Origin of the sequence: Devosia lucknowensis (assembly GCF_900177655.1) — a bacterium.
Classification (GTDB): Bacteria; Pseudomonadota; Alphaproteobacteria; order Rhizobiales; family Devosiaceae; genus Devosia; species Devosia lucknowensis.
In genome coordinates this window covers 1,493,834-1,513,075 of sequence record NZ_FXWK01000001.1, presented here as the reverse complement: position 1 = coordinate 1,513,075, position 19,242 = coordinate 1,493,834, and the positions used below count along the sequence as shown (strand labels likewise).

Annotated in this window: 24 protein-coding genes; 11 read left to right on the top strand and 13 right to left on the bottom strand. The window is 62.9% G+C overall.

Features of this window, described 5'->3' with window-relative positions; genetic code table 11:
- Window positions 1-65: 65 nt before the first annotated feature.
- The 10 genes from CCK88_RS07405 to flgF form a co-directional block, all read right to left on the bottom strand.
- Window positions 66-479, bottom strand: a complete 414-nt coding sequence (locus tag CCK88_RS07405) for a hypothetical protein (protein ID WP_086469817.1) — start codon at window positions 477-479, stop codon at window positions 66-68.
- 179 nt (window positions 480-658) lie between these two features.
- Window positions 659-1,042, bottom strand: a complete 384-nt coding sequence (csgH, locus tag CCK88_RS07400) for a curli-like amyloid fiber formation chaperone CsgH (RefSeq protein ID WP_086469816.1) — start codon at window positions 1,040-1,042, stop codon at window positions 659-661.
- A gap of 60 nt (window positions 1,043-1,102) precedes the next feature.
- Window positions 1,103-1,537 (bottom strand): curlin, encoded by a 435-nt coding sequence (locus tag CCK88_RS07395; RefSeq protein WP_086469815.1) that lies wholly within the window; start codon window positions 1,535-1,537, stop codon window positions 1,103-1,105.
- Window positions 1,538-1,707: 170 nt separating this feature from the next.
- Entirely contained in the window at window positions 1,708-3,204 is a 1,497-nt protein-coding gene (locus CCK88_RS07390) for a carboxypeptidase M32 (protein ID WP_086469814.1), read from the bottom strand.
- A gap of 70 nt (window positions 3,205-3,274) precedes the next feature.
- Window positions 3,275-3,433, bottom strand: a complete 159-nt coding sequence (locus CCK88_RS18400; RefSeq protein ID WP_086470861.1) for a hypothetical protein — start codon at window positions 3,431-3,433, stop codon at window positions 3,275-3,277.
- A 24-nt stretch (window positions 3,434-3,457) separates the two neighbouring features.
- Window positions 3,458-3,610 (bottom strand): hypothetical protein, encoded by a 153-nt coding sequence (locus tag CCK88_RS18395; RefSeq protein ID WP_170926386.1) that lies wholly within the window; start codon window positions 3,608-3,610, stop codon window positions 3,458-3,460.
- 234 nt (window positions 3,611-3,844) lie between these two features.
- Window positions 3,845-4,591, bottom strand: coding sequence for a flagellar basal body L-ring protein FlgH (gene flgH, locus CCK88_RS07375; RefSeq protein WP_086470860.1), 747 nt, complete (start codon window positions 4,589-4,591; stop codon window positions 3,845-3,847).
- Between the two features lie 18 nt (window positions 4,592-4,609).
- Window positions 4,610-5,554: a flagellar basal body P-ring formation chaperone FlgA gene (gene flgA, locus CCK88_RS07370; RefSeq protein WP_140048916.1), complete on the bottom strand. Its 945-nt coding sequence runs from the start codon at window positions 5,552-5,554 to the stop codon at window positions 4,610-4,612.
- An 11-nt stretch (window positions 5,555-5,565) separates the two neighbouring features.
- The gene (flgG, locus tag CCK88_RS07365; protein WP_086469811.1) at window positions 5,566-6,351 is read right to left on the bottom strand and encodes a flagellar basal-body rod protein FlgG; all 786 of its coding nucleotides are present in this window, start codon (window positions 6,349-6,351) and stop codon (window positions 5,566-5,568) included.
- 17 nt (window positions 6,352-6,368) lie between these two features.
- Entirely contained in the window at window positions 6,369-7,106 is a 738-nt protein-coding gene (gene flgF, locus CCK88_RS07360) for a flagellar basal-body rod protein FlgF (protein WP_086470859.1), read from the bottom strand.
- 290 nt (window positions 7,107-7,396) lie between these two features.
- Here flgF and CCK88_RS07355 point away from each other — a divergent pair, with 290 nt between their 5' ends.
- Genes CCK88_RS07355 through CCK88_RS07340 form a run of 4 tightly spaced genes read left to right on the top strand, consistent with a single transcriptional unit; the run spans window position 7,397 to window position 10,567 of the window.
- Window positions 7,397-7,900 (top strand): flagellar basal body-associated FliL family protein, encoded by a 504-nt coding sequence (locus CCK88_RS07355; RefSeq protein WP_086469810.1) that lies wholly within the window; start codon window positions 7,397-7,399, stop codon window positions 7,898-7,900.
- Window positions 7,900-9,090, top strand: a complete 1,191-nt coding sequence (fliM, locus tag CCK88_RS07350; protein ID WP_086469809.1) for a flagellar motor switch protein FliM — start codon at window positions 7,900-7,902, stop codon at window positions 9,088-9,090. Before CCK88_RS07355 ends, fliM begins: the two co-directional genes overlap by 1 nt.
- On the top strand, window positions 9,090-9,527 hold the full coding sequence (locus CCK88_RS07345) for a DUF6468 domain-containing protein (protein ID WP_140048915.1): 438 nt from the start codon (window positions 9,090-9,092) through the stop codon (window positions 9,525-9,527). Before fliM ends, CCK88_RS07345 begins: the two co-directional genes overlap by 1 nt.
- Entirely contained in the window at window positions 9,524-10,567 is a 1,044-nt protein-coding gene (locus CCK88_RS07340) for a MotE family protein (RefSeq protein WP_086469807.1), read from the top strand. The genes CCK88_RS07345 and CCK88_RS07340 overlap by 4 nt, the downstream gene beginning before the upstream one ends.
- Window positions 10,568-10,611: 44 nt before the next feature.
- Here CCK88_RS07340 and CCK88_RS07335 read toward each other — a convergent pair whose 3' ends face one another.
- Window positions 10,612-10,821, bottom strand: coding sequence for a hypothetical protein (locus CCK88_RS07335; protein WP_086469806.1), 210 nt, complete (start codon window positions 10,819-10,821; stop codon window positions 10,612-10,614).
- Here CCK88_RS07335 and CCK88_RS07330 point away from each other — a divergent pair.
- Window positions 10,820-14,098 (top strand): hypothetical protein, encoded by a 3,279-nt coding sequence (locus CCK88_RS07330; protein ID WP_140048914.1) that lies wholly within the window; start codon window positions 10,820-10,822, stop codon window positions 14,096-14,098. The genes CCK88_RS07335 and CCK88_RS07330 overlap by 2 nt on opposite strands.
- Here the strand turns inward: CCK88_RS07330 and fliP are convergent.
- On the bottom strand, window positions 14,095-14,886 hold the full coding sequence (gene fliP, locus CCK88_RS07325) for a flagellar type III secretion system pore protein FliP (RefSeq protein ID WP_425290615.1): 792 nt from the start codon (window positions 14,884-14,886) through the stop codon (window positions 14,095-14,097). The two genes, CCK88_RS07330 and fliP, sit on opposite strands and share 4 nt — an antisense overlap.
- The gene (locus CCK88_RS07320) at window positions 14,849-15,526 is read right to left on the bottom strand and encodes a FliO/MopB family protein (RefSeq protein ID WP_210189910.1); all 678 of its coding nucleotides are present in this window, start codon (window positions 15,524-15,526) and stop codon (window positions 14,849-14,851) included. Before CCK88_RS07320 ends, fliP begins: the two co-directional genes overlap by 38 nt.
- A gap of 222 nt (window positions 15,527-15,748) precedes the next feature.
- On the opposite strand from CCK88_RS07320, the gene flgB reads away from it, so the two are divergent.
- The 6 genes from flgB (at window position 15,749) to flhB (ending at window position 19,206) form a co-directional block, all read left to right on the top strand.
- The gene (gene flgB / locus CCK88_RS07315) at window positions 15,749-16,153 is read left to right on the top strand and encodes a flagellar basal body rod protein FlgB (protein ID WP_086469802.1); all 405 of its coding nucleotides are present in this window, start codon (window positions 15,749-15,751) and stop codon (window positions 16,151-16,153) included.
- 11 nt (window positions 16,154-16,164) lie between these two features.
- Window positions 16,165-16,575, top strand: a complete 411-nt coding sequence (gene flgC / locus CCK88_RS07310; RefSeq protein ID WP_086469801.1) for a flagellar basal body rod protein FlgC — start codon at window positions 16,165-16,167, stop codon at window positions 16,573-16,575.
- A gap of 23 nt (window positions 16,576-16,598) precedes the next feature.
- Window positions 16,599-16,931, top strand: a complete 333-nt coding sequence (gene fliE, locus CCK88_RS07305) for a flagellar hook-basal body complex protein FliE (protein ID WP_086469800.1) — start codon at window positions 16,599-16,601, stop codon at window positions 16,929-16,931.
- 146 nt (window positions 16,932-17,077) lie between these two features.
- Entirely contained in the window at window positions 17,078-17,344 is a 267-nt protein-coding gene (gene fliQ, locus CCK88_RS07300) for a flagellar biosynthesis protein FliQ (protein ID WP_086469799.1), read from the top strand.
- Window positions 17,345-17,346: 2 nt separating this feature from the next.
- On the top strand, window positions 17,347-18,114 hold the full coding sequence (fliR, locus tag CCK88_RS07295; protein WP_244557451.1) for a flagellar biosynthetic protein FliR: 768 nt from the start codon (window positions 17,347-17,349) through the stop codon (window positions 18,112-18,114).
- 3 nt (window positions 18,115-18,117) lie between these two features.
- The gene (gene flhB / locus CCK88_RS07290; protein ID WP_086469798.1) at window positions 18,118-19,206 is read left to right on the top strand and encodes a flagellar biosynthesis protein FlhB; all 1,089 of its coding nucleotides are present in this window, start codon (window positions 18,118-18,120) and stop codon (window positions 19,204-19,206) included.
- Window positions 19,207-19,242 lie beyond the last annotated feature (36 nt).

The window sequence follows — 19,242 nt, the reverse complement described above, 5'->3', positions numbered from 1 at the left end:
TCCGCGAAGGCGAAAAAACAAAGGCGGGCCCGTGGACCCGCCAGAGGCATGCTGTAGCGATACGTTCAGAAGCCGAAGACAGTCGTGATGCCGGACTGGTTGTCGCCGTTCTGAAGGCACTGGGCGTCGGTGGCTTCGCCGAACTGGAACAGGCCGCAACTGTTGTTGTTTCCGTTCTGGTGCACGGTGCCGTTGTGGCCATTGCCCTCCTGCCAGATCAGGCCGTGGTTGTTCGATCCATTCTGGCTGCCGCCGGCCGAGTTGCCGTTGCCGTTCTGGTAGACGTCGGCTCCGGTTCCGGACAATCCCTTGACCAGAGAGAACATCTGCAGGCCCACCCCCAGTGCCTTGGCCTGATCCGGGTCGCTCGGTGCGAAGCCGAAGGAAATTTGTCCGGCGGCCATGGCCGGGCTGGCGGCCAGGCCGATCAGGCTGGCGGTGAGGGCGACGGCGATCGTCTTGGTGAAGCGAGTGGTCATCTGATTTCTCCCGAAGGTGTTTGTGTTCCCTTGCCGGCCTTACCCGGCGCTTGGGATGACCCTAGAGCGCATGGCCTGAACCGGTTCGGAGCGCTCCATTCAGATGGCGTTCATCGAAACGGCCAAAGCAAACAAAAGACCCCGCCGAAGCGGGGCCAGTGGTTGTGATGTGCTGTAGGTCAGGTGTGGGTCGTCAGGGGCGCGGAGCAGTCGAACTCCTTGCCGCCGTGGGTGATGGTGAAGTCGATATCGATTTCTGAGCCTGCATTGACCATCACCTTGCCGAGCGCCAGAGGCGTACCGGCCGCTGCGGTGAACGCGCCGCCCTGGTTGATGTTGCTCGAGCCGCCATTGCCGTGGCTATTGAGCGAGAGCCGATACTCGCCCGAAAGGGCAACGGGGCTGTTCACCACCGCCTCGATGGCAATCATGCCGCCCTGGGTCTGACTGTTGATGCCGCAGTCGAGGCCGGCACTGCTGCCGCCATTGGCCTGCGCTGCAATGCCGCCAATCGCCACGGCCCCGAGGGCCAGCGCGGCGATACGGAAACTCGATGGAACCATGATGTCCTCCTCTGGTCACGGGCGACCGGGCTGGCCAAAGGCCGGCCCGGCAGGGTGCCGTTACGGGCAAACCTGGACGAATGCACTCACATTGCCCGAACCGTGCTGCACCATATTGGCGTTGCAGCCCTTGCCGACCTGAACACCGGCGGCGACGTTGCCATTGCCGTCCTGGGTCAGGATCGCGTTATGGTCCTGGCCGAACTGCCCGACACCACCCTGGTTGTTCCAGCCATTCTGGTAGACGTCGCCGTAGTTGTTCTTGCCCTGCTGGCCGACGGCCGAGGTGTTGTTGCCGCCATTCTGGTTGGAAACGGCAGTGTTCCACTTGCCGTTTTGGTAGGTGCCGAACTTGTTGTTCCAGCCGGACTGGCCGCCGCCGACGGCGTTGCCCCAGCCATACTGCTCGATGTAGAGGCTGTTGGCCATGGCAGGTGCTGCAGCGCTGACGATCAGGGTGGCGGTCAGGGCAGTGACGAGAAGCTTGCGGATCATTTCAGACGTCTCCTTTAGGGGCTGCGGTCCCTCCGACCGCTCGTTGATGAGACTGTTCTAAAAGACTGATCCGGAATGCCACCTGAAGTGTCGATTCAGATTGGGTTCATGAACAAGGCAGCGAAACGCCAGAGTCCGCTGCCTTGTGCAAGTTGATGATTTTCCAGCGTTTATGCGCCGTAGCGCCGCTGCAGGTGTGCCTTGAAATTGTCGGCGTTGAGAGGCTCGCCAGTGGCGCGGGTAATGAGGTCCGGGGTAGACCCACGCGACGCCTGGGACCAGATGCGATCGGCACGCCACTGATTGATGGCGCTGAAGTCGCCGCGCCGTACCTGATCCTTCATATCGGGCAGATCCTTGGCCATGGCGGCGCCAAGCTGCGCGGCGATCATCGCGCCCAGGGTATAACTGGGGAAGTAGCCAAAGGCGCCGCCTGGCCAGTGCACGTCCTGCATGGGGCCGTCCTTGGCATCGTTGATGGTGGAAATGCCCAGATACTCCGACATTTTCGCATCCCATGCTTCTGGAATGTGGCGCGCTTCGAGTGCCCCGGAAACCAGCTGCTGTTCGAGTTCGTAGCGCAGGATTACGTGGAGGGGATAGGTGACCTCGTCCGCATCGACGCGGATGTAGCCGCGCTCGACGAAGTTGACCTCGTTGAGCACGTCCTCGATCGTCCAGCCGGCCAAAGCGTCGGCCCCGAGCGTATCGTGCACGACAGGCAGCAGGAACTCCCAGAATTCCGGGCTGCGGGCGATCTGCATTTCGACGAAGAGGCTCTGGCTCTCGTGCATGCCCATGCCACGAGCCTTGCCGAGCGGCCAGTGCGACCAATCCTTGGGAAGGCCCTGTTCGTACAGCGCATGACCGGTCTCATGAAGAACGCCCATGAGCGAGGACAGGAACTCGTCGGTGCGATAGCGCGTGGTCATGCGCACGTCCGTGGGAACGCCGCCGCAGAACGGATGGTGGGATACGGCAAGTGAGCCGTGGGTGAAGTCGAAACCGACGGCCCGCATGGCGGCCAAGCCGAGTTCTCGCTGCCTCTCGATGGGGAAGGGGGCGTTGAGCGCCTTGCGCGGCGTGCGCGACAGACGCTCTTCCTGAACCGAAAGGGCCGTGGGGACAAAGTCCTTGAGGAAAGACTTCAGGTCGGCGAAGACGGCGTCGATGCCTGCGGTGCGATTGCCGGGGTCATATTGGTCCATCAGGGCGTCGTAGGGTGCCAGGCCAGTGGCGGCCGAGCGCAGCTCGGCCTCTTCGCGGACAAGCCCGATCACGCCCTCCAGCGCAGGCAGGAAACTGTTCCAATCGCCCTTGGCCCGGAGGTCGCGCCAGAGCTGTTCGGAACGCATCGTAGCGGCCGTGCGCCGCTCTACGAATTCGGTCGGAAGGCAGGTCGCGTTGATATAGTTGCGTTCAAACTCGTCGAGTGCGATGCGCTGATCGGCGTTCAGATCCTCGTCGCGTGCGTCGGCGATCCAGTCGGCGATCTGGGGCGAGGTGGCCTGAGCATGGTACATGCCGGCGAGGTTCGACATGGCCTCGGCACGCTTTTCGCCGCCACCGACTGCCATATGCGTGGCTTCGTCGGCGCCGAGGATGGAGAGGGCATGCTCGAGCGCCTCCAGCTTGTGGCCAAGGTCATCGAGTTTCTGAAAGGACATGAGAGGCTCCTGAAGTCACCACTTGGTCCCACAGTCGCGCCGGAGGATCAAGCGCCGGTAGCGCAGAGCTCTATTTGTCGGGCCGCTCCGACTGCAACGCGTAGATCGCGCCACCCAGTGCCATGCCGATGCCCGCCCCGATCGCGATCCCCATGCCGATATTGTCCATGACAGCGCCGATCGCCACACCAACCGCTACGCCAATGGCCAGTCCAACACCAAAGCTCATCTGGTCTTGCTCCTCTTTCATCGGTCACGACCTGCGCCAGATACGCGGCAGAAGGAGGCCGCCGACCAGTGCCCCGACGAAGGCGCCAAGAAATATCCCCACGAGGGTATTGCCTATGACTACTCCGATGCCTCCGCCGATGCCCGTGCCGAGCATGGTTACGATCATCATGGGCATGCCGTTCTCCTTGCTTGCCTGCCAGTTGAACAGGGCAAAGCTCTGAGGGTTCCCAAAAAGGGAGAGGCGCAGCCCGGGGGAGCTGCGCCTCGTTGGGGAAGGGCTCCGAGCCTGGGGAGCAGGAGCCCTGGAGAAGGCCCGGCGCATTCTGCGCTTGGGGCCGTGCCGAACTCTTCTGGTTCGGCCGGGGAACGCGGCGGCGCATGGGGGAGGCGCCGCCGAACTTGTTGCCTTCTAAAAGGGCAGGATGGCGTCGAGTGCCTGCTGGCCATAGCGCGGCTGCTGCACGTCTGTGATCTGACCGCGGCCACCGTAGGAAATGCGGGCTTCGGCAATCTTGGTGGACGGAATGGTGTTGTTGGCCTGGATATCGGAGGGACGGACGATACCGGCGACGATGAGGTCGCGGACTTCGAAGTTCACGCGCACTTCCTGTCGGCCCTCGATGACAAGATTGCCGTTCGGCAGTACCTGGGTGACGACAGCGGCGACCGAAGTCTCCAAGGCTTCGCTGCGGTTGACCGAGCCATTGCCGGCATCACGGATACCGGAGTTGAATTCCACTGCGGCGCCCGGATCGACGTTGAGCTCGGCTTCGCTGGTCGCGTTGGAGAAGGCAGCCCCGAAGAGGCCGCCCATGCCTGCCGTGTTGCTCGACGTCCGATTGCGCTGGGTGTTGTTGTTGATCTTGGCGCTGTCGTCGATGGTGACCATCACCGTTAGGATGTCGCCGACCCGGTGAGCGCGCTCGTCCTTGAAGAAACCCTTGGCCGAGGTGCGATAGAGCGAATTGGGCTGGTAGGTGTCGGCAATGGGTTCGGGCATCGGCATGCGCACCGGCTGGTAACCTGCGGTGGTGGTGGGGTCGGCAATGGCGGTCAGCGCCGGGGCCTGTCCGACATTGGCGAGGCGATCCATGGTGTTGCACGCGCCCAGCATCAGGGTGAGGGTCAGGATGGTTGCGATCTTGGCGATGTTCATTTTCATCTGTCCCTTGGATTAGAGGCCGGCCAGCGTCATCGGTGCGGAAGTGACTTCCACGGCACCCGGGGCCACGACGGTGGCGCTGATGACACGACGCGAAACGAGATTGAGGACCTGGAGAGGGGCGCCTGTTGCAGCGCCGGTAACGGCCTGGCCCTTGACGGTCAGGGTCATCGGACCCTGGCGGAAGTAGATGGTGACGGGGTCGTTCTTGGCGACGGCCAGGGGTGTCGACACATCGCTGGCGCGCAGCAGCATGCCGTCCCGGCTCTGGCGATTGAGCGCCATGCCGACAAGCTGGTCGAGCGAAGCGACGCCTTGGGCGTCGGCTTGCAAGACAGGCATGGGCCGCATCACGATGTGGTCGGGGCGCAGCACGGTGCCGGCGGGAAGGCCGGAGACCAGGTGCGGAGCGTCAATGCTGAGCTCGATCGTTCCGGTGACGTCGAACGGCCGTTCGATGCCCGAGAGCAGGAAGCGCGCCGAGAAGGTGCCGTTGCCCGGAAGGTAGCGCAGGCTCTCGAGGCGGGCGGGGGTGTCGCTGATGGCGACCTTGATTCCCTCGACGGGTACGCTGAACAGCATATTGGCCGTCATGCCGTTGCCGAGGATACCGCGGTGGCGCATGTCATCGGCGATAAGGCTTGCGAGAAGGTCGTGGTCAATGACTGCTGCGTCACGGGAGACGCGCACCTGCGACAGACCGTTCACATTGATGTCGGTGACGCCGATGCGAGCCATTGCCGAACGAACGGCGTTGAGATCAACATTGCCGGTTGTGCCCGGAAGCGGCGAGCGGAACAGCGGCTGCTCCGCGAGCAGGCCTGCCTCTTCGAACATGTCGCCAACGGTGACGACGGGGGCGCTCACGGTGACGTCGGCGCGCAGCACGGGTGCGGCGATAACCGTGCCAGAAACCGAGAACGCGAGGGCCAGGGTAAGAAGGCGAAGTGTGTTCATGATCAACCTCCTCAGCTCAGCTGGCTTGTGGCACGCATCATCTCGTCGGCGCCCGAGATCACACGCGCGTTCATCTCATAAGCGCGCTGGGCGGCGATGAGGTCGGCGATTTCCGTGACGGAATTGACGTTGGCCATTTCGAGGTAGCCCTGCAGAAGGTCGCCGGTGCCGTTGGCGTTCGGCACGCCAACCTGTGCCGCACCGCTGGCCGCGGTTTCGAGGAACAGGTTGTCGCCCATCGACTCGAGGCCGGACTTGTTGACGAAGCGGGCCAGCTGGAGCTGCCCAATCTGCGTCGGAATGGTGTCAGTGCCGACAAAAGCCTCGACCGTGCCATCGGGCGAAATGGACACGCCGCGGGCATCGCCCGGAATGCTGATGCCGGGATCGATGGTGTACCCGTTGGAGGTGACGAGCGTGCCTTCGGCATCGCGCTCGAAGGAGCCGTCGCGGGTATAGGCCGTGCGGCCATCCGGCAGCTGCACCATGAAGAAGCCTTCGCCGCGGATGGCGACGTCGAGCTCGCCTTCGGTCATGTTGACCGAACCCTGGCTCATGATGCGCGGGGTAGCCACAGTGCGCACGCCCGAGCCGATTTCAAGGCCAGCGGGAACCATGGTGCCCTGGTCCGACGTCTGGGAGCCGGCGCGGGTGATCTGGCTGTAGAGCAGGTCCTGAAACTCGGCGCGCTGGCGCTTGTAGCCAGTGGTGCGCATATTGGCGATGTTGTTGGAAATGACTTCGACATTGCGTTCCTGGGCGCCCATGCCGGTCGATGCGATATAAAGAGCTTTCATCGGTCAGGTCCTCAGGTTCAAGCGTTGGTGTCGCCAAGGCGCTGGATGGCGTTGCGGCGCATTTCATCCTGCTTCTGGGCCAGCGACGCGGCGGACTCGTAAGCCCGCTGCACGCGGATCATTTCGGCCATCTCGGAGACGCCGGAGACGTTGGAGCGCTCGACATGGCCCTGCATGACGCTGGTGGCGACCGCCGGCGTCGGCTGACCGCCAGCGAACAGGTTCGAGCCTTCGCGCGTCAGTTGCTGGGCATTGGCGAATTCGACGATCCGCAGCTGACCCTTGGCCCCGGCGCTGGACGAGATCGAACCGTCAGCACCAATGGTTATGCCCACTTCCTCGGGGCCGAAAGTAATTGGGCCGCCGGAGCCGAGCACGGGATTGCCCGAGAGATCGACCAGCGTGCCCTGGTTGTTGAGCTGGAAGGAGCCCGAGCGGGTCCAGCGTTCGCCGCCAGCGGTCTGGACGGCGAAGAAGCCATCACCGTTGAGCGCGACGTCGAGCTCGTTGCCGGTCTGGACGATGGCGCCGCCGCTGAGGTCGTGGACGGTCGCCCAATCCTGCACATAGGACAGTGGCTGATCGAGCAGGGGGAAATCCTGGTCACGGGCGACGGGCATCACATACTCCTCGAACAGGAGCTGCTCGGCCTTGAAACCGGACGTGTTGAGGTTGGCGATGTTATTGGCCACCACATCCATCTGGCGCTGCAAGGCGATCTGGCGACTAAGGCCGATGATTTGCGCGTTTTCGATCATGATCGGATCGTCCCCGGTTTTTCCCCGAGACGGCCTGCTTCCCCAAGTCGGTCGCCTCGCCATTTACCTTGCAGAAACCGTGCCAATGGAACAATTTTAATAAAATCAATCACTTAATGAAACGGCGTCGGCAACCTCGTACAGACCTTATCGTTGCAATCGGCAATTGCTGCCCGGCAAAAACTGCCGCTTTAGTGACTTTGGTAAGACTTCGTTAACCAACTGCGCCTTAGCTGGTCCGGAAGCCGGGTTTGTCCGGAATCGCAGGCGTTTGGTAGGGCCGTGATATGGCTGCGGAAGCAGAAGTTGGAACCGAGGCACCGGCCAAGAAGGGTATTCCAAAGCTCTTCATCATCATCGGTGCGGCTGTGGTCGTGCTGCTGCTGGCCGGCGGCGGACTCTTTTTCTTCATGTCATCCTCGGGCAGCGGCGAAGCGGCAGCCGAGGGTGCTCATGGCGAGGCTGCGGCCACGGAAGCGCACGACACCTTCATCTTCAATCTGCCGCCGATGATGGTGAACCTCAACTCCGAGGGGCAGGCCAACCCGTCGTTCATGAAGCTGACGGTGGCCCTCGAAGTCGCCGACGAGCACATGATGACCGAAATCCAGCCGCGCCTGGCCAAGGTCATCGACGCCTTCCAGGTTTATATGCGCGAGCTGCGCAAGAGTGACCTCGAAGGCTCGGCAGGCATTTACCGGCTCAAGGAAGAGCTGCTGCGCCGCGTGAACCTGGCTATCTACCCCGCCCACGTGAACAGCGTGCTGTTCAAGGAAATCCTGGTGCAGTGATGGCGGGGCCGAGCGATCAGGACAAGCTAAGCGAGGATTGGGGGCTGGACGATATCGGTTCGGCGCCCAATGCCGACGCGCCCGTCGATGAAAGCAGCATGACCGACGAGGAGCGCGCCGCCGCGGCCGCTGCTGAGTGGGCTGCCATGCTCGAAGGCGGTGACGGCGACGGCGAGAACGGCGCCGATCGTGTGCTCAACCAGGATGAAATCGACAGTCTCCTCGGCTTCGATGCCAGCGCTGGCAGCAACGTCGAACTGACGGGCGTCCAGGCGCTGATCAATTCGGCTCTCGTCAGCTACGAGCGCCTGCCGATGCTCGAAATCGTCTTCGACCGCCTGGTGCGATTGTCGACGACCTCGCTGCGCAATTTTACCAGCGACAATGTCGAAGTGACGATGGATTCGATTTCCTCGGTCCGTTTCGGCGACTATCTCAATTCCATCCCGCTGCCCGCCATTCTTTCGGTCATCAAGGCCGAAGAATGGGAGAATTACGGCCTGCTCACGGTCGACAGCAATCTGATCTATTCGATGATCGACGTGCTGCTCGGCGGGCGTCGCGTCGGCGGCAATATCCGCGTCGAAGGTCGACCCTACACGACCATCGAGATGGCGCTGGCACGCCGGATGATCGAGGTCATCCTTGAAGACACCCACCGCGCCTTCGAGCCGGTGACGACCATCAATTTCAAGCTTGAGCGGATGGAAACCAATCCGCGCTTTGCCGCTATTTCGCGGCCGGGCAATGCGGCGATCCTGATCGAGCTCCGCATCGAGATGGACGATCGCGGCGGCAAGATCGAAATTCTGCTTCCCTATGCGACGATCGAACCGATCCGCGAACAGCTGCTGCAGATGTTCATGGGTGAAAAGTTCGGCCGGGATCCCATCTGGGAAGGGCATCTGGCGACCGAAATCTTCCAGGCCGACGTCGAGATCGAGGCGGTGCTGCACGAGCAGCAACTGCCCCTTTCGAAAGTTCTCGACATGAAGCCGGGTCAGACGCTGATGTTCGAGCGCAGCCCGAGCGATCCGGTGCGGCTGCGCTGCGGCGATGTCGAACTGACCGAGGCCATCATGGGCCATATCGGCAATCATGTTTCAGTGCGGGTCACGCGCCCGCTCAACCCGCCCAAGGTCACCATGGCGGCCTTCGAGGCAATCGACGAGACGATGGAAGGACGATGATGTTCGGGCTGCCTCTTGGACTTTTCGTGGAAGGCGCCGTGGCTATCCTGCTGGCCATGACCATCGGCTATTGCATGATCCTGAATGGGCGTCTCAAGCGCCTGCATCAGGACAAGGATGCCATGCGACAGATGGTGGCCGATTTGGTCGGCGCGACCAATATGGCCAACCAGGCCATCAAGGAGCTCAAGTCGAGTGCCGTGGAGGCCGATCTGGCGCTGACGGCACGGCTCGAGGAAGCCGAGCGCTTCGGCATCGAGCTGGCCAATCACGTCACCGCAGGCACGGTGCTGATGGAGCGCATCGCCAAGATTACTAGCGTCGCGCGCCACAGCCAGGCCATCGAGCCCGTGGTGCCCGTGGAAACTCCGAACAAGGTGCAGAGCGCGCTGGCCCAGTTGTCCGAGCGCGTGCGCAGCCGCGGAGCCGCTGCGTGACCAAAATTCGCCTGCTGCCGATCGTCATTCTCGCGATTTCCGCGCTCCTGGTCCTCAAGACCCTGGGCCTGGTGACCAATGGGGGCTATGTGCTCTCCGGCGTGGCGATCGCGCGGGCAGCCGGCGGCGGGTCGGGTTCAGGGCATGGCGCGGCTGCTGCGCCCGGAGAGACAATCACTCTGCCCGGCGAACCAACCATCGAAGATTCCAGTCCCACTGTCAGCGACGGCACCCCGACGCTGGGTGAGGCTCCCGCCAGTGGCGGCCATGGAGCGCCTGCAGCGGCCGGCCACGGTGCCCCGGCAGCTGCCGAAGGCGGGCATGATGCTCCGGCGCCGGAGGACGGCGCGCATGACGCTCCCGTTGGTGCCGCCGGAACTCCAGCGACAGGCGAGGGCGGGCAGCCGACCAATATCGTTGCCGAAGAAAATGCCTGTGCGCCGCGCCCGGTATCCGAGGAGACGGAAGCCGATACCAGCGAAGGTGAACTGGTCGTGCTGCCGGCCGATTGTCCGCCCCTGGCGGACGCCGTGCCGCAACTGCTGACGCCCGAGGGCGCTCAGCCCCTTGGGGGCGGCGAAGGCTCTCTGACCGAGCAGGCCTTGCTTGAACGCCTGTCGGATCGCCGCACGGACCTCGACACCTACGAGCAGGAACTGGCGATGCGCGCGTCGCTGGTTGAAGCCGCCGAGAAGCGCCTCGAGGAACGTCAACAGGCCCTCAGCGCCATCGAGGCGCAAATCGCGGGGCTGGTCGAGCAGCGCAAGGAAATGGAAGAAGGGCAGTTCGCGGGCATCGTCGCTATGTACGAGACCATGAAGCCGCGTGACGCTGCCAATATATTCAACGCGCTCGATATCGAGGTGCTGTTGCGCGTCGCCAAGATGATGAGCCCGCGGAAGATGGCGCCGATCCTGGCAGAAATGGATACGGCCCGAGCGCAGGAACTCACTGTGCGCATGGCGTCCGCGTCGAACGATCCGCTCGACCAGATGGCTCCGGAAGACCTCGCAGCACTGCCGCAAATCGTTGGACAATAGATAATTGCACCGCATGCCCTTAGGGGCGCGTTAAGTAGCCGACGCTAGGGTTGGAACAGTGGGGCTGCGGTCGTCCAGAATGGCGCGGTGTCCCGTGTGTTGTAACCCTCGCGTTTTTTGAGGATACCGGAGCCTTCTCCGGCCCAGATGCGCGTCATACATGCGTCGGGCGGGCAGAAGCCGGTGAAGACCGCAAGCAGGACAGGTTGGCGCCGGGTCTCCGTCGCCTTTGCGACGATGGCGATGGTCAGCATGCTGGCCGTTATTCAGCCGGCGTTTGCCCAGGACCAAGGCCAGCTCTACGGCACCGAGGAAGACGGCTACGCGCGTCTGATCCTGAGTTTTCCATCGCTCGATACGCTTCCGCCCTATCAGTTTCGCGTCGACAACAACGTGGTCTCCATCGAATTCGAGGAGCCCGTCGATATCCTTTTGCCCGACGTTGCCGTCACCATGCCGAACTACCTCTCGATGGCGCGGGTGGATCCCGACCGCCGCGGCCTGCGGTTGGCGCTCAAGAGCGGGTTCAATTTCAACCGGATCGAAGCCGGCGAGAAGCTCTTCATCGATCTGATGCCCGCCACATGGCAGGGCATGCCGCCTGCATTGCCGCAGGAGGTCGTGGCTGAACTGGCCGAGCGCGCCCGGATCGCTGCCATCGAGGCCGAACGCGAACGCAAGGCCCGAATGGCCGCCGAACTCGACCCCAAGGTCAACGTGCGTATCGGCCGCAACGCGACTTTCCTGCGCCTCCAGTTCGACTGGACCGTGCCCACCGAAGGCGAGTTCGTGCAGCAGGGCGAGATCGGCGCTGCGACCTTCGAATGGCCAGTCACCATCGATCTGGGCAACCTGCTGACCGATATGCCGGCGGAAATCGTGTCGGCGCAGTCCGGCGCTTCGGCGGATGGTGCGGCAGCGACGTTCATTTTCGCCGAGGGAGTCACCCCGCGGTTCTACGCCACGTCGCCATCGCAGTATGTGCTCGATATCGATCTGGCCGGCCTCGATCTGCCGACGCTGACGCCGGCGGCTCTCTCGGCCGAGGCTGAGCAGCATGCCGCGGAAGCCGCTGCCGCCCATGGTGCGACCGAGGCGCCCCGGATCGCGGCGTTACAGGCGACAGCGGCTGAAAGCGTCACGCCGTTTGTCAACGTGCTCGGCAATACCGTTCGTCTGGTCTTCCCGTTCGAGCAGGATACGCCCGCAGCGGTGTTCCGTCGCGGCGACACGGTTTGGATGATGTTCGACACCGTGAGTGGCATCGAGGCGCCTTCCGACATGGCTGCGCTCGATCCGATTGCCAGCGAATTCGCGGTCCTGTCGTCGGGCGACACGCAGGTGGTCCGCCTCGATCTTTCTCAGGACCGGTTGGCGACCTTGGGTTCGGAAGGCATGGCCTGGGTGCTGTCATTGGGTGACATGATGCTCAGCCCGACCGAGCCGATGTCGCTATCGCGCCGGCGTGATGTCGAAGGGTCATTCGAAATGGTCGCCGACATTGCGCGGCCCGGTCGTGTCCATGATTTCCGCGATCCTCTGGTCGGTGACGTGCTCAAGGTCGTGACCGCCTATCCACCGGCGCGGGGTTTGACGCGTTCGCTGGACTATGTGGATTTCGCCGCACTGAGGAGCGTTCACGGCCTTGTCGTGCAGCCGAAGTCGCCCAATGTCGATGTCAGCATCGACAGCCCCAATGCCCTGATTTCAACCAATGGCGGGCTGACCGTCTCCGCGATCGACACGCTTCGCACAGTTGGTGCGCAGGCCCGCGAACAGGCCCGCGCCGGTTATCTCGACCTCGGGACGCTTGAGCAGCGCGACCCGAAGAAATTCGTCGAGGAACGCGATCACCTGGAGGCTGCGGCCGCGGCGGGCGAGGGCAGGGACCGTGACATTGCCCGGCTCAAGCTGGCGCAGTACCTCACTGCCAATCGTCTGGCGATGGAAGCCGTCGGCGTGCTGAAGGTGTTGCAGGACGAATTGAAGGCCACGGACCTGACGCGCGAGATTCGCAGCACCGCGTCCATCGCCGACATCCTCGCCGGCCGGCCACGCGATGCGCTCGCGATCCTCAATGCGCCTTCGCTGGATCAGGACGTGGACGCTCTGTTCTGGCGTACGGTTGCCCGTGCCGACACCCAGGACTACAAGGGCGCACGGCTCGACGCGCTCGAGGCCCGCACGATTGCCGAGAGCTACCCCGAATGGGCACGCAATCGCTTCCGGCTTGCGGCGGCACGCGCTGCCGTCGAGGCGGGCGATTCAGGCTTTGCGCAGCGGATGCTCGACGACGTCGACTTCGCCAGCCTGAACGTCGAGGATGCCTCGCTGCATCAGTTGCTCTCCGGACGCGTCGACGAAGCCGAGAGCCGCAATCAGGAGGCGCTGGATACCTATGGCCAGGTCATCGCCTCCGAGGTTCGGCCCACGCGCGCCGAAGCGGTCTATCGCACTCTGCTCTTGCTGGACAAGGAAGGTCGGCTGGATCTCGCCAAGGGAACGCAGACGCTCGCCGCCGAGACGCTGCTGTGGCGGGGCGATGCGCTGGAGGCCGAGATGCAGACGCTGCTGGCGCAGCTCTATTTCCGAAATTCCGACTATCGCCTGGGGTTCGAAACGGTGAAGTCGGCCGTTGCCAACTATCCCGAAAGCCCATCGGTCAACGCCCTGCGTGACCAGGCTCAGGCGATGTTCTCGGACCTTTTCCTCAACGGTGTGGCCGACTCGATCGGCCCGGTGGAAGCGCTGGCGATCTATTACGACTTCCAGCACCTGACCCCATCGGGCGCCCGCGGCGACGAAATGATCCGCAACCTTGCGCGCCGCCTGGTACGGGTGGATCTGCTGCCACAGGCGGCGGACCTTCTGCAGTACCAGCTGGACAACCGCCTTCGCGGCGTTGCGCGAACCCAGATCGCATCGGACCTGGCAGTGATCTACCTCGCAGATCGCAAGCCGCAGGACGCCATTCGCGTGCTCAATGCCACGCAATTACCGGGCCTGCCAGAGTCGCTGCAGCGCCAGCGCAGGATTCTCGAGGCCCGGGCGATGATCGATGGCGGTCGCGACCAACTGGCGCTCGATCTGATCAGCACAATGGACGGCAAGGATGTCGAACTGCTGCGCATCGACGCCAACTGGAAGGCGCGTCGCTACAGCCAGGCCGGCGAGATGATCGAAGCGATCTATGCCGCCGAGCCCAAGGGCAAGCCGCTCAATCAGGCTGCGCGGATGAGCGTGATCAAGGCCGCGGTAGGCTATGTTCTGGCCGGGGACGACTTCGGCCTGTCCCGGCTTCGCGCCAAGTTCGGGGAGCAGATGGTGGCTTCGCCGGAGTGGCCGATGTTCGACTATGTTACCGGGCCGATCCAGACCACCAGCCTGGAGTTCAAGCGGGTGGCGGCTGAGGTAGCAGCCGTGGACAGCCTCGGCGCATTCCTCTCGTCCTATCGCGAGACCTATGCGGGCGAGGGCGCGTTGACGCCGCTCACTGCCAGTACGCCCAACAATGGTGTCGCGTCGCTCTAGCTCGTGAAACTTCGCACAAGCGAGCCCGCCACAAGGTACCAGCCGTCCACGAGCACGAAGAAGATCAGCTTGAAGGGCAGGGAAATCACCACTGGCGGCAGCATCATCATGCCCATGCTCATGAGCACGGACGCCACGACCATATCGATGACCACGAAGGGCAGGAACAGCAGGAAGCCGATTTCGAAGGCTCGCCGCAATTCGGAAATGATGAAGGCCGGTACCAGCAGTTGCAGCGGAATGGCCTCGGGTTCGGCCGGTACTTCGGCTTCCGTCAGGTCGAAGAAAAGTTCGAGATCCTTGTCGCGGACGTTGGCGCGCATGAATTCGTGCAGCGGTGCGGCGCTGGCATCAAAGGCTTCGGCGAACTCGATCTGACCAGCCATCAGCGGCGCGATACCCTGGTCGTAACTGGCCTGCAGCGTCGGCTGCATGATGAAAGCTGTCAGAAACAGGGCCAGCGACACCATCACTGTGTTCGGGGGCGCAGTCTGCAGGCCGATCGCCGTGCGCAACAGCGACAGGACGACCACGATGCGGGTGAAGCTCGTCACCATCACCAGGATGGAGGGCGCGAGCGAGAGCAGTGTGATCAGGCCGATGAGCTGGACGGCGCGCTCGGTCAGCGTCGCGTCATCACCGAAATCGATCGAAAGATCCTGCGCGAAGGCGCCGCTGGTCCAGAGGATCAGGAACCCTGCGGCGGTGACGAGCGGCAGGTAACGACGCCAGCGCGGGCGTCGCGCCGGATCAGTTCCGGTTGGCCTGGTCTCCGTCGTGATGCTCAACCGCGTTGCCTTCGCTCGCCGTGTCGTTGCCAAACTCTTTAGCTGAGTCGGCCCGCTGGCCGGTCGCGGCATCGGGGTTTTGCACGGATTGCGTCGCGGTTTTCTCGGTCACGGGACGCAGCAGGCCAGTCTGACGGAGGGAGACCCGGGCCTTGCGGTCGCCAGGGTGCCCGGACTTCTGGAGTTCGGCGAGAAGGGTTCCCGGCGCCGCCTCGGGAGGGGGGGCTTTCACTGGAGCCTGGGGCTGAGGGGCCGGAACCGGCGGTACTGTGGCCAGTGGTTCAGCCGGGCGCTGGCGGGCGATCGTGGGAAGGGGGCGGCGGGAGGGGGCAGTCGCTACCGGGACGTCCTCGACCTCGATGCCGCTTTCGACGACAAGGTCCTGCGGGCCACCGACAAGGATCAGGTGCTCGACATCGTCGCGCCGGATGATCACCAGTTGCCGCTTCTGGTCCAGCGACAGCGTGTCGACGACGGCCAGCCGCTTGTTGCGGCCGCGCACGGCGTTGCCCGAAAGACTGGAGATCCACTTCAGAAGCCAGACGGCCAGCACGATGAGCACCAGGACGATGCCCAGTGCGAAGACCACTGTAAGAATGGTGTTGCCGCTGCCGCCAAACAGGCCGGTGAGAAATTGCACGGACGAGGCCTCCAAGTATATTCCGCCGAGGCTGGGACATAGCGCGATTCCGGCCGGGGCAATAGCCGCAGGCCCATCAAAGATCGGCAATTCCTGCCCGGTGTTGCCCAGAAATTCTCAAAATGCATCGCTGGATTAGCGATATGGCGGCGTTGGTTAACGGATGGTTAACCATTTGCCCGGCAATTATTGCCCAATTGAGACGTTCCCGGAGATCGGCCCATGGGCCTCATGGATATGCCCGTCTTTTCGGCTCTGACCGACAAGATGCGTTGGCACCAGACCCGCCAGGGACTGCTCGCCGAAAACGTCGCCAATGCGGATACGCCGAACTACCGCGGCCGTGACCTCAAGCAATACGACTTCAACGAGCGCCAGGGGATGATGGGCTCGTCCGCGGTGTCAACGACCGTGACGCAGCCGATGCACTTTTCGGCTTCGTCGGGCGAGGGCGCGTTTGCAGCGCAGCGTATGGCCAATTTCGAGGTCACACCCGAAGGCAACGGCATCACGCTCGAAGACGAGATGATGAAGGTCACGACCAACATGATGGATTATCAGGCCGCGACCTCGCTGTACCAGAAATCCATCCGCATCCTGCGGGTCGCGATGGGCAAGAACGCATAAGGGGCTAGGTCATGGACTTCAATTCGTCGCTGCGCATCGCCGCTACCGGACTTCACGCCCAGACGGCGCGCATGCGTGTCATCGCTGAAAACATCGCCAATGCCGACTCGGCCGGCAAGGCGCCGGGCGACGAGCCGTATCGCCGCCGCATCCCGACCTTCCAGACCAGCTACGACGCCGAGGTTGGCGGGCGCGTGGTGGAGATTGGCCGGCTGGCCTACGACCAGAGCCCGTTCAGTTCCCGTTACGAACCGGGTCATCCGGCTGCCGATGCCAATGGCTACGTGCAGTATCCAAACGTGAACTCGCTGATCGAGACGGTCGACATGCGCGAAGCCCAGCGCAGCTACGAGGCCAATCTCAACGTGGTCACCGTGACCCGCCAGATGCTCGGGCGCACGCTCGACATCCTGCGCGGCTGATCGTTTCCTGAAAGGTCGCCAGAATGGCTATCAACGCTCCCTTCAATGCCGCTGCCGCCGCTTACGGCAATGCCAGCCGGCTGATCAACCAGGCCGCCAAGCCGCAGGCGGACCTGACCGCGACGGCCCCGGCCGCCGGTGGCAATTTCGCCGACCTCCTGGCACAGAACGTTCAGGGTCTGGTCGACCACGGCAAGCAGGCCGACCAGATGGCGCTCGACATGGTGAACGGCAAGGCCAATGTCGTGGACATGGTGACAGCCCTCAGCGAAACCGAAATGGCCATCGAGAGCATGGTCACCATCCGTGACCGGGTGATCTCTGCCTATGAAGAGATCATGCGGATGCCGATCTAGGCTCGTTTCTGCACCATTTCCCGGGCCCGCCATGGCCGCAATGGATGTTGACAATGGTCGTCGGGTCGAGCCCGAGGGCGGACCGGTGATGATGTTGGGTAGCGCGATCTGCTAGACTACTTGTCGATTCGACCAGGAAAGGCCCCATGACCGGCGCAGAAGTGCTCGACATTGCCAGCCAGGGCATCTGGACGCTGATCATCGTGTCGATGCCGATGATGCTGGTGGGTCTGATCGTCGGCGTGGTGATCGCGCTGTTCCAGGCGCTGACCCAGATCCAGGAAATGACGCTGGTCTTCGTGCCCAAGATCATCGCGATCTTCGTGACCATGCTGCTCACCCTACCGTTTCTCGGGGCGACCATGGCCGGCTATATGGATCGCGTGGTCGACATGATCATCGTGGGCGGCTGACGGTGACGCTCAGCCTCGACTGGCTGCCGGCCACCGCCTTCACCTATTTCATTTTGTTCATGCGCATTGGCGCCATGCTTATGCTGATGCCGGCGCTGGGCGAGCAGACCATTCCGGTACGCATGCGCCTCGGCTTTGCCCTGGCGTTCACGTTCGTTGTTTTTCCATTGTTGAGCTCGGTCATTCCCGCCATGCCTGATGACCTCACCGGGATCATCGGCCTGCTTTTCCACGAGCTGGCCGTCGGGCTGATCATCGGCGCAATCATCCGGATCACGGTCATGGCGACAACAGTGGCCGGTACGATCGTCGCGTTCCAGACCGGTCTTTCGGGCGCCCTGGCCGCAGACCCGACGCAGGCCGGTGCACAGGGAGCGGTGTTTTCCAGCTTTCTGTCGTTCCTCGGTATCACGCTGATCTTTGCCACCGATCTCCACCACATGGCGCTGGCGGCGATCTACGACAGCTACATGGTGTTTTCGCCCACCGACCCGCTGATGTTCGACGACGCGATGCAGATCGCCATACGAACGGTGGCCAACGCCTTCATGGTCGGCGTCCAGATGTCGGCTCCCTTCATTGTGTTCGGTCTTGTGTTCAACCTGGGCGCTGGCATCCTGGCCCGCCTGATGCCGCAGCTGCAGGTCTACTTCGTGCTGATGCCCGCCAACATCATCGTCGGCCTGCTGCTGTTCGCGATTCTCCTCGTGATGATGATGGGCTGGTACATCACCGCCTTCGAGAATCATCTGGCGATGTGGAGGGGTTAGCGCATGTCGGACGAAGCCCCGGAACAAGACTCCAAAACAGAAGACCCTTCCCAAAAGAAGCTCGACGATGCCCACAAGAAGGGCGATGTCGCCAAGAGCCAGGAAGTCACCACCTGGTTTATGCTGCTGGGTTCGGCGGTGGTCTTTGCAATGCTGTCGCCATGGGTGAGCAGCGAACTGGGCCGCTCGCTGGCGCTGATCATCATGAATGCCGACCAGTTCGACGTTGAAGGTGCGGGCTTTTCAAACTTCTTCAACGGTCTGGCATTTGCTGTCATCGGCGTGACGACCATTCCGCTCGTGATCCTCATGGTGTGCGGCATCCTTGCCAATCTGGTGCAGCACCGGCCTGTCTGGTCGGTCGATCCAATCACGCCGAAGCTGTCGAAGATTTCGCCACTCAGCGGCGCCAAGCGATTGTTCTCGCCCGATGCGCTCGTCAATTTCGGCAAGGGCCTCGTCAAGATCGCATTGGTCGGGGTGATCGTCGTCGTGGTGTGCTGGCCGGAACGGGACCGGCTGGAGACCATGGTTACCGTCGAGCCGATCATGATCCTGCTCGATTTCCAGGAAATCGGGATCAAGATCTTCATGGCCGTGCTGGCCGTGGTGACTGCCATCGCGGCCGCTGATTTCTTCTACATGCGGCAGAAATGGTGGAAGCGTCAGATGATGACGGTCCAGGAAACGCGCGAGGAATACAAGCAGCAAGAAGGCGACCCCCACGTGAAGGGCCGCCTGCGGCAATTGCGGCAGGAGCGGTCGCGCAAGCGCATGATGGCGGCGGTGCCCGATGCAACCGTGGTCATCACCAACCCGACCCACTTTGCCGTGGCGCTCAAGTACGACAAGTCCATGGCGGCGCCGATCTGCGTAGCCAAGGGCGCGGACGCGGTGGCGTTCCGCATCCGCGAGCTGGCCAAGGAAAATGACGTCCCCATCGTCGAAAATCCGCCGCTGGCGCGAGCGCTGTTCGCAGCGGTCGATATCGACGACACCATTCCGGGCGAGCATTTCAAGGCCGTCGCCGAGGTGATCGGCTTCGTGATGCGCCTCAAGCGCTCCGGCGGTGGCTGGCGGCCAAGCGCGTAGGCCGAAACAGTGGCAGGCTTCCCACCATCCACGGCA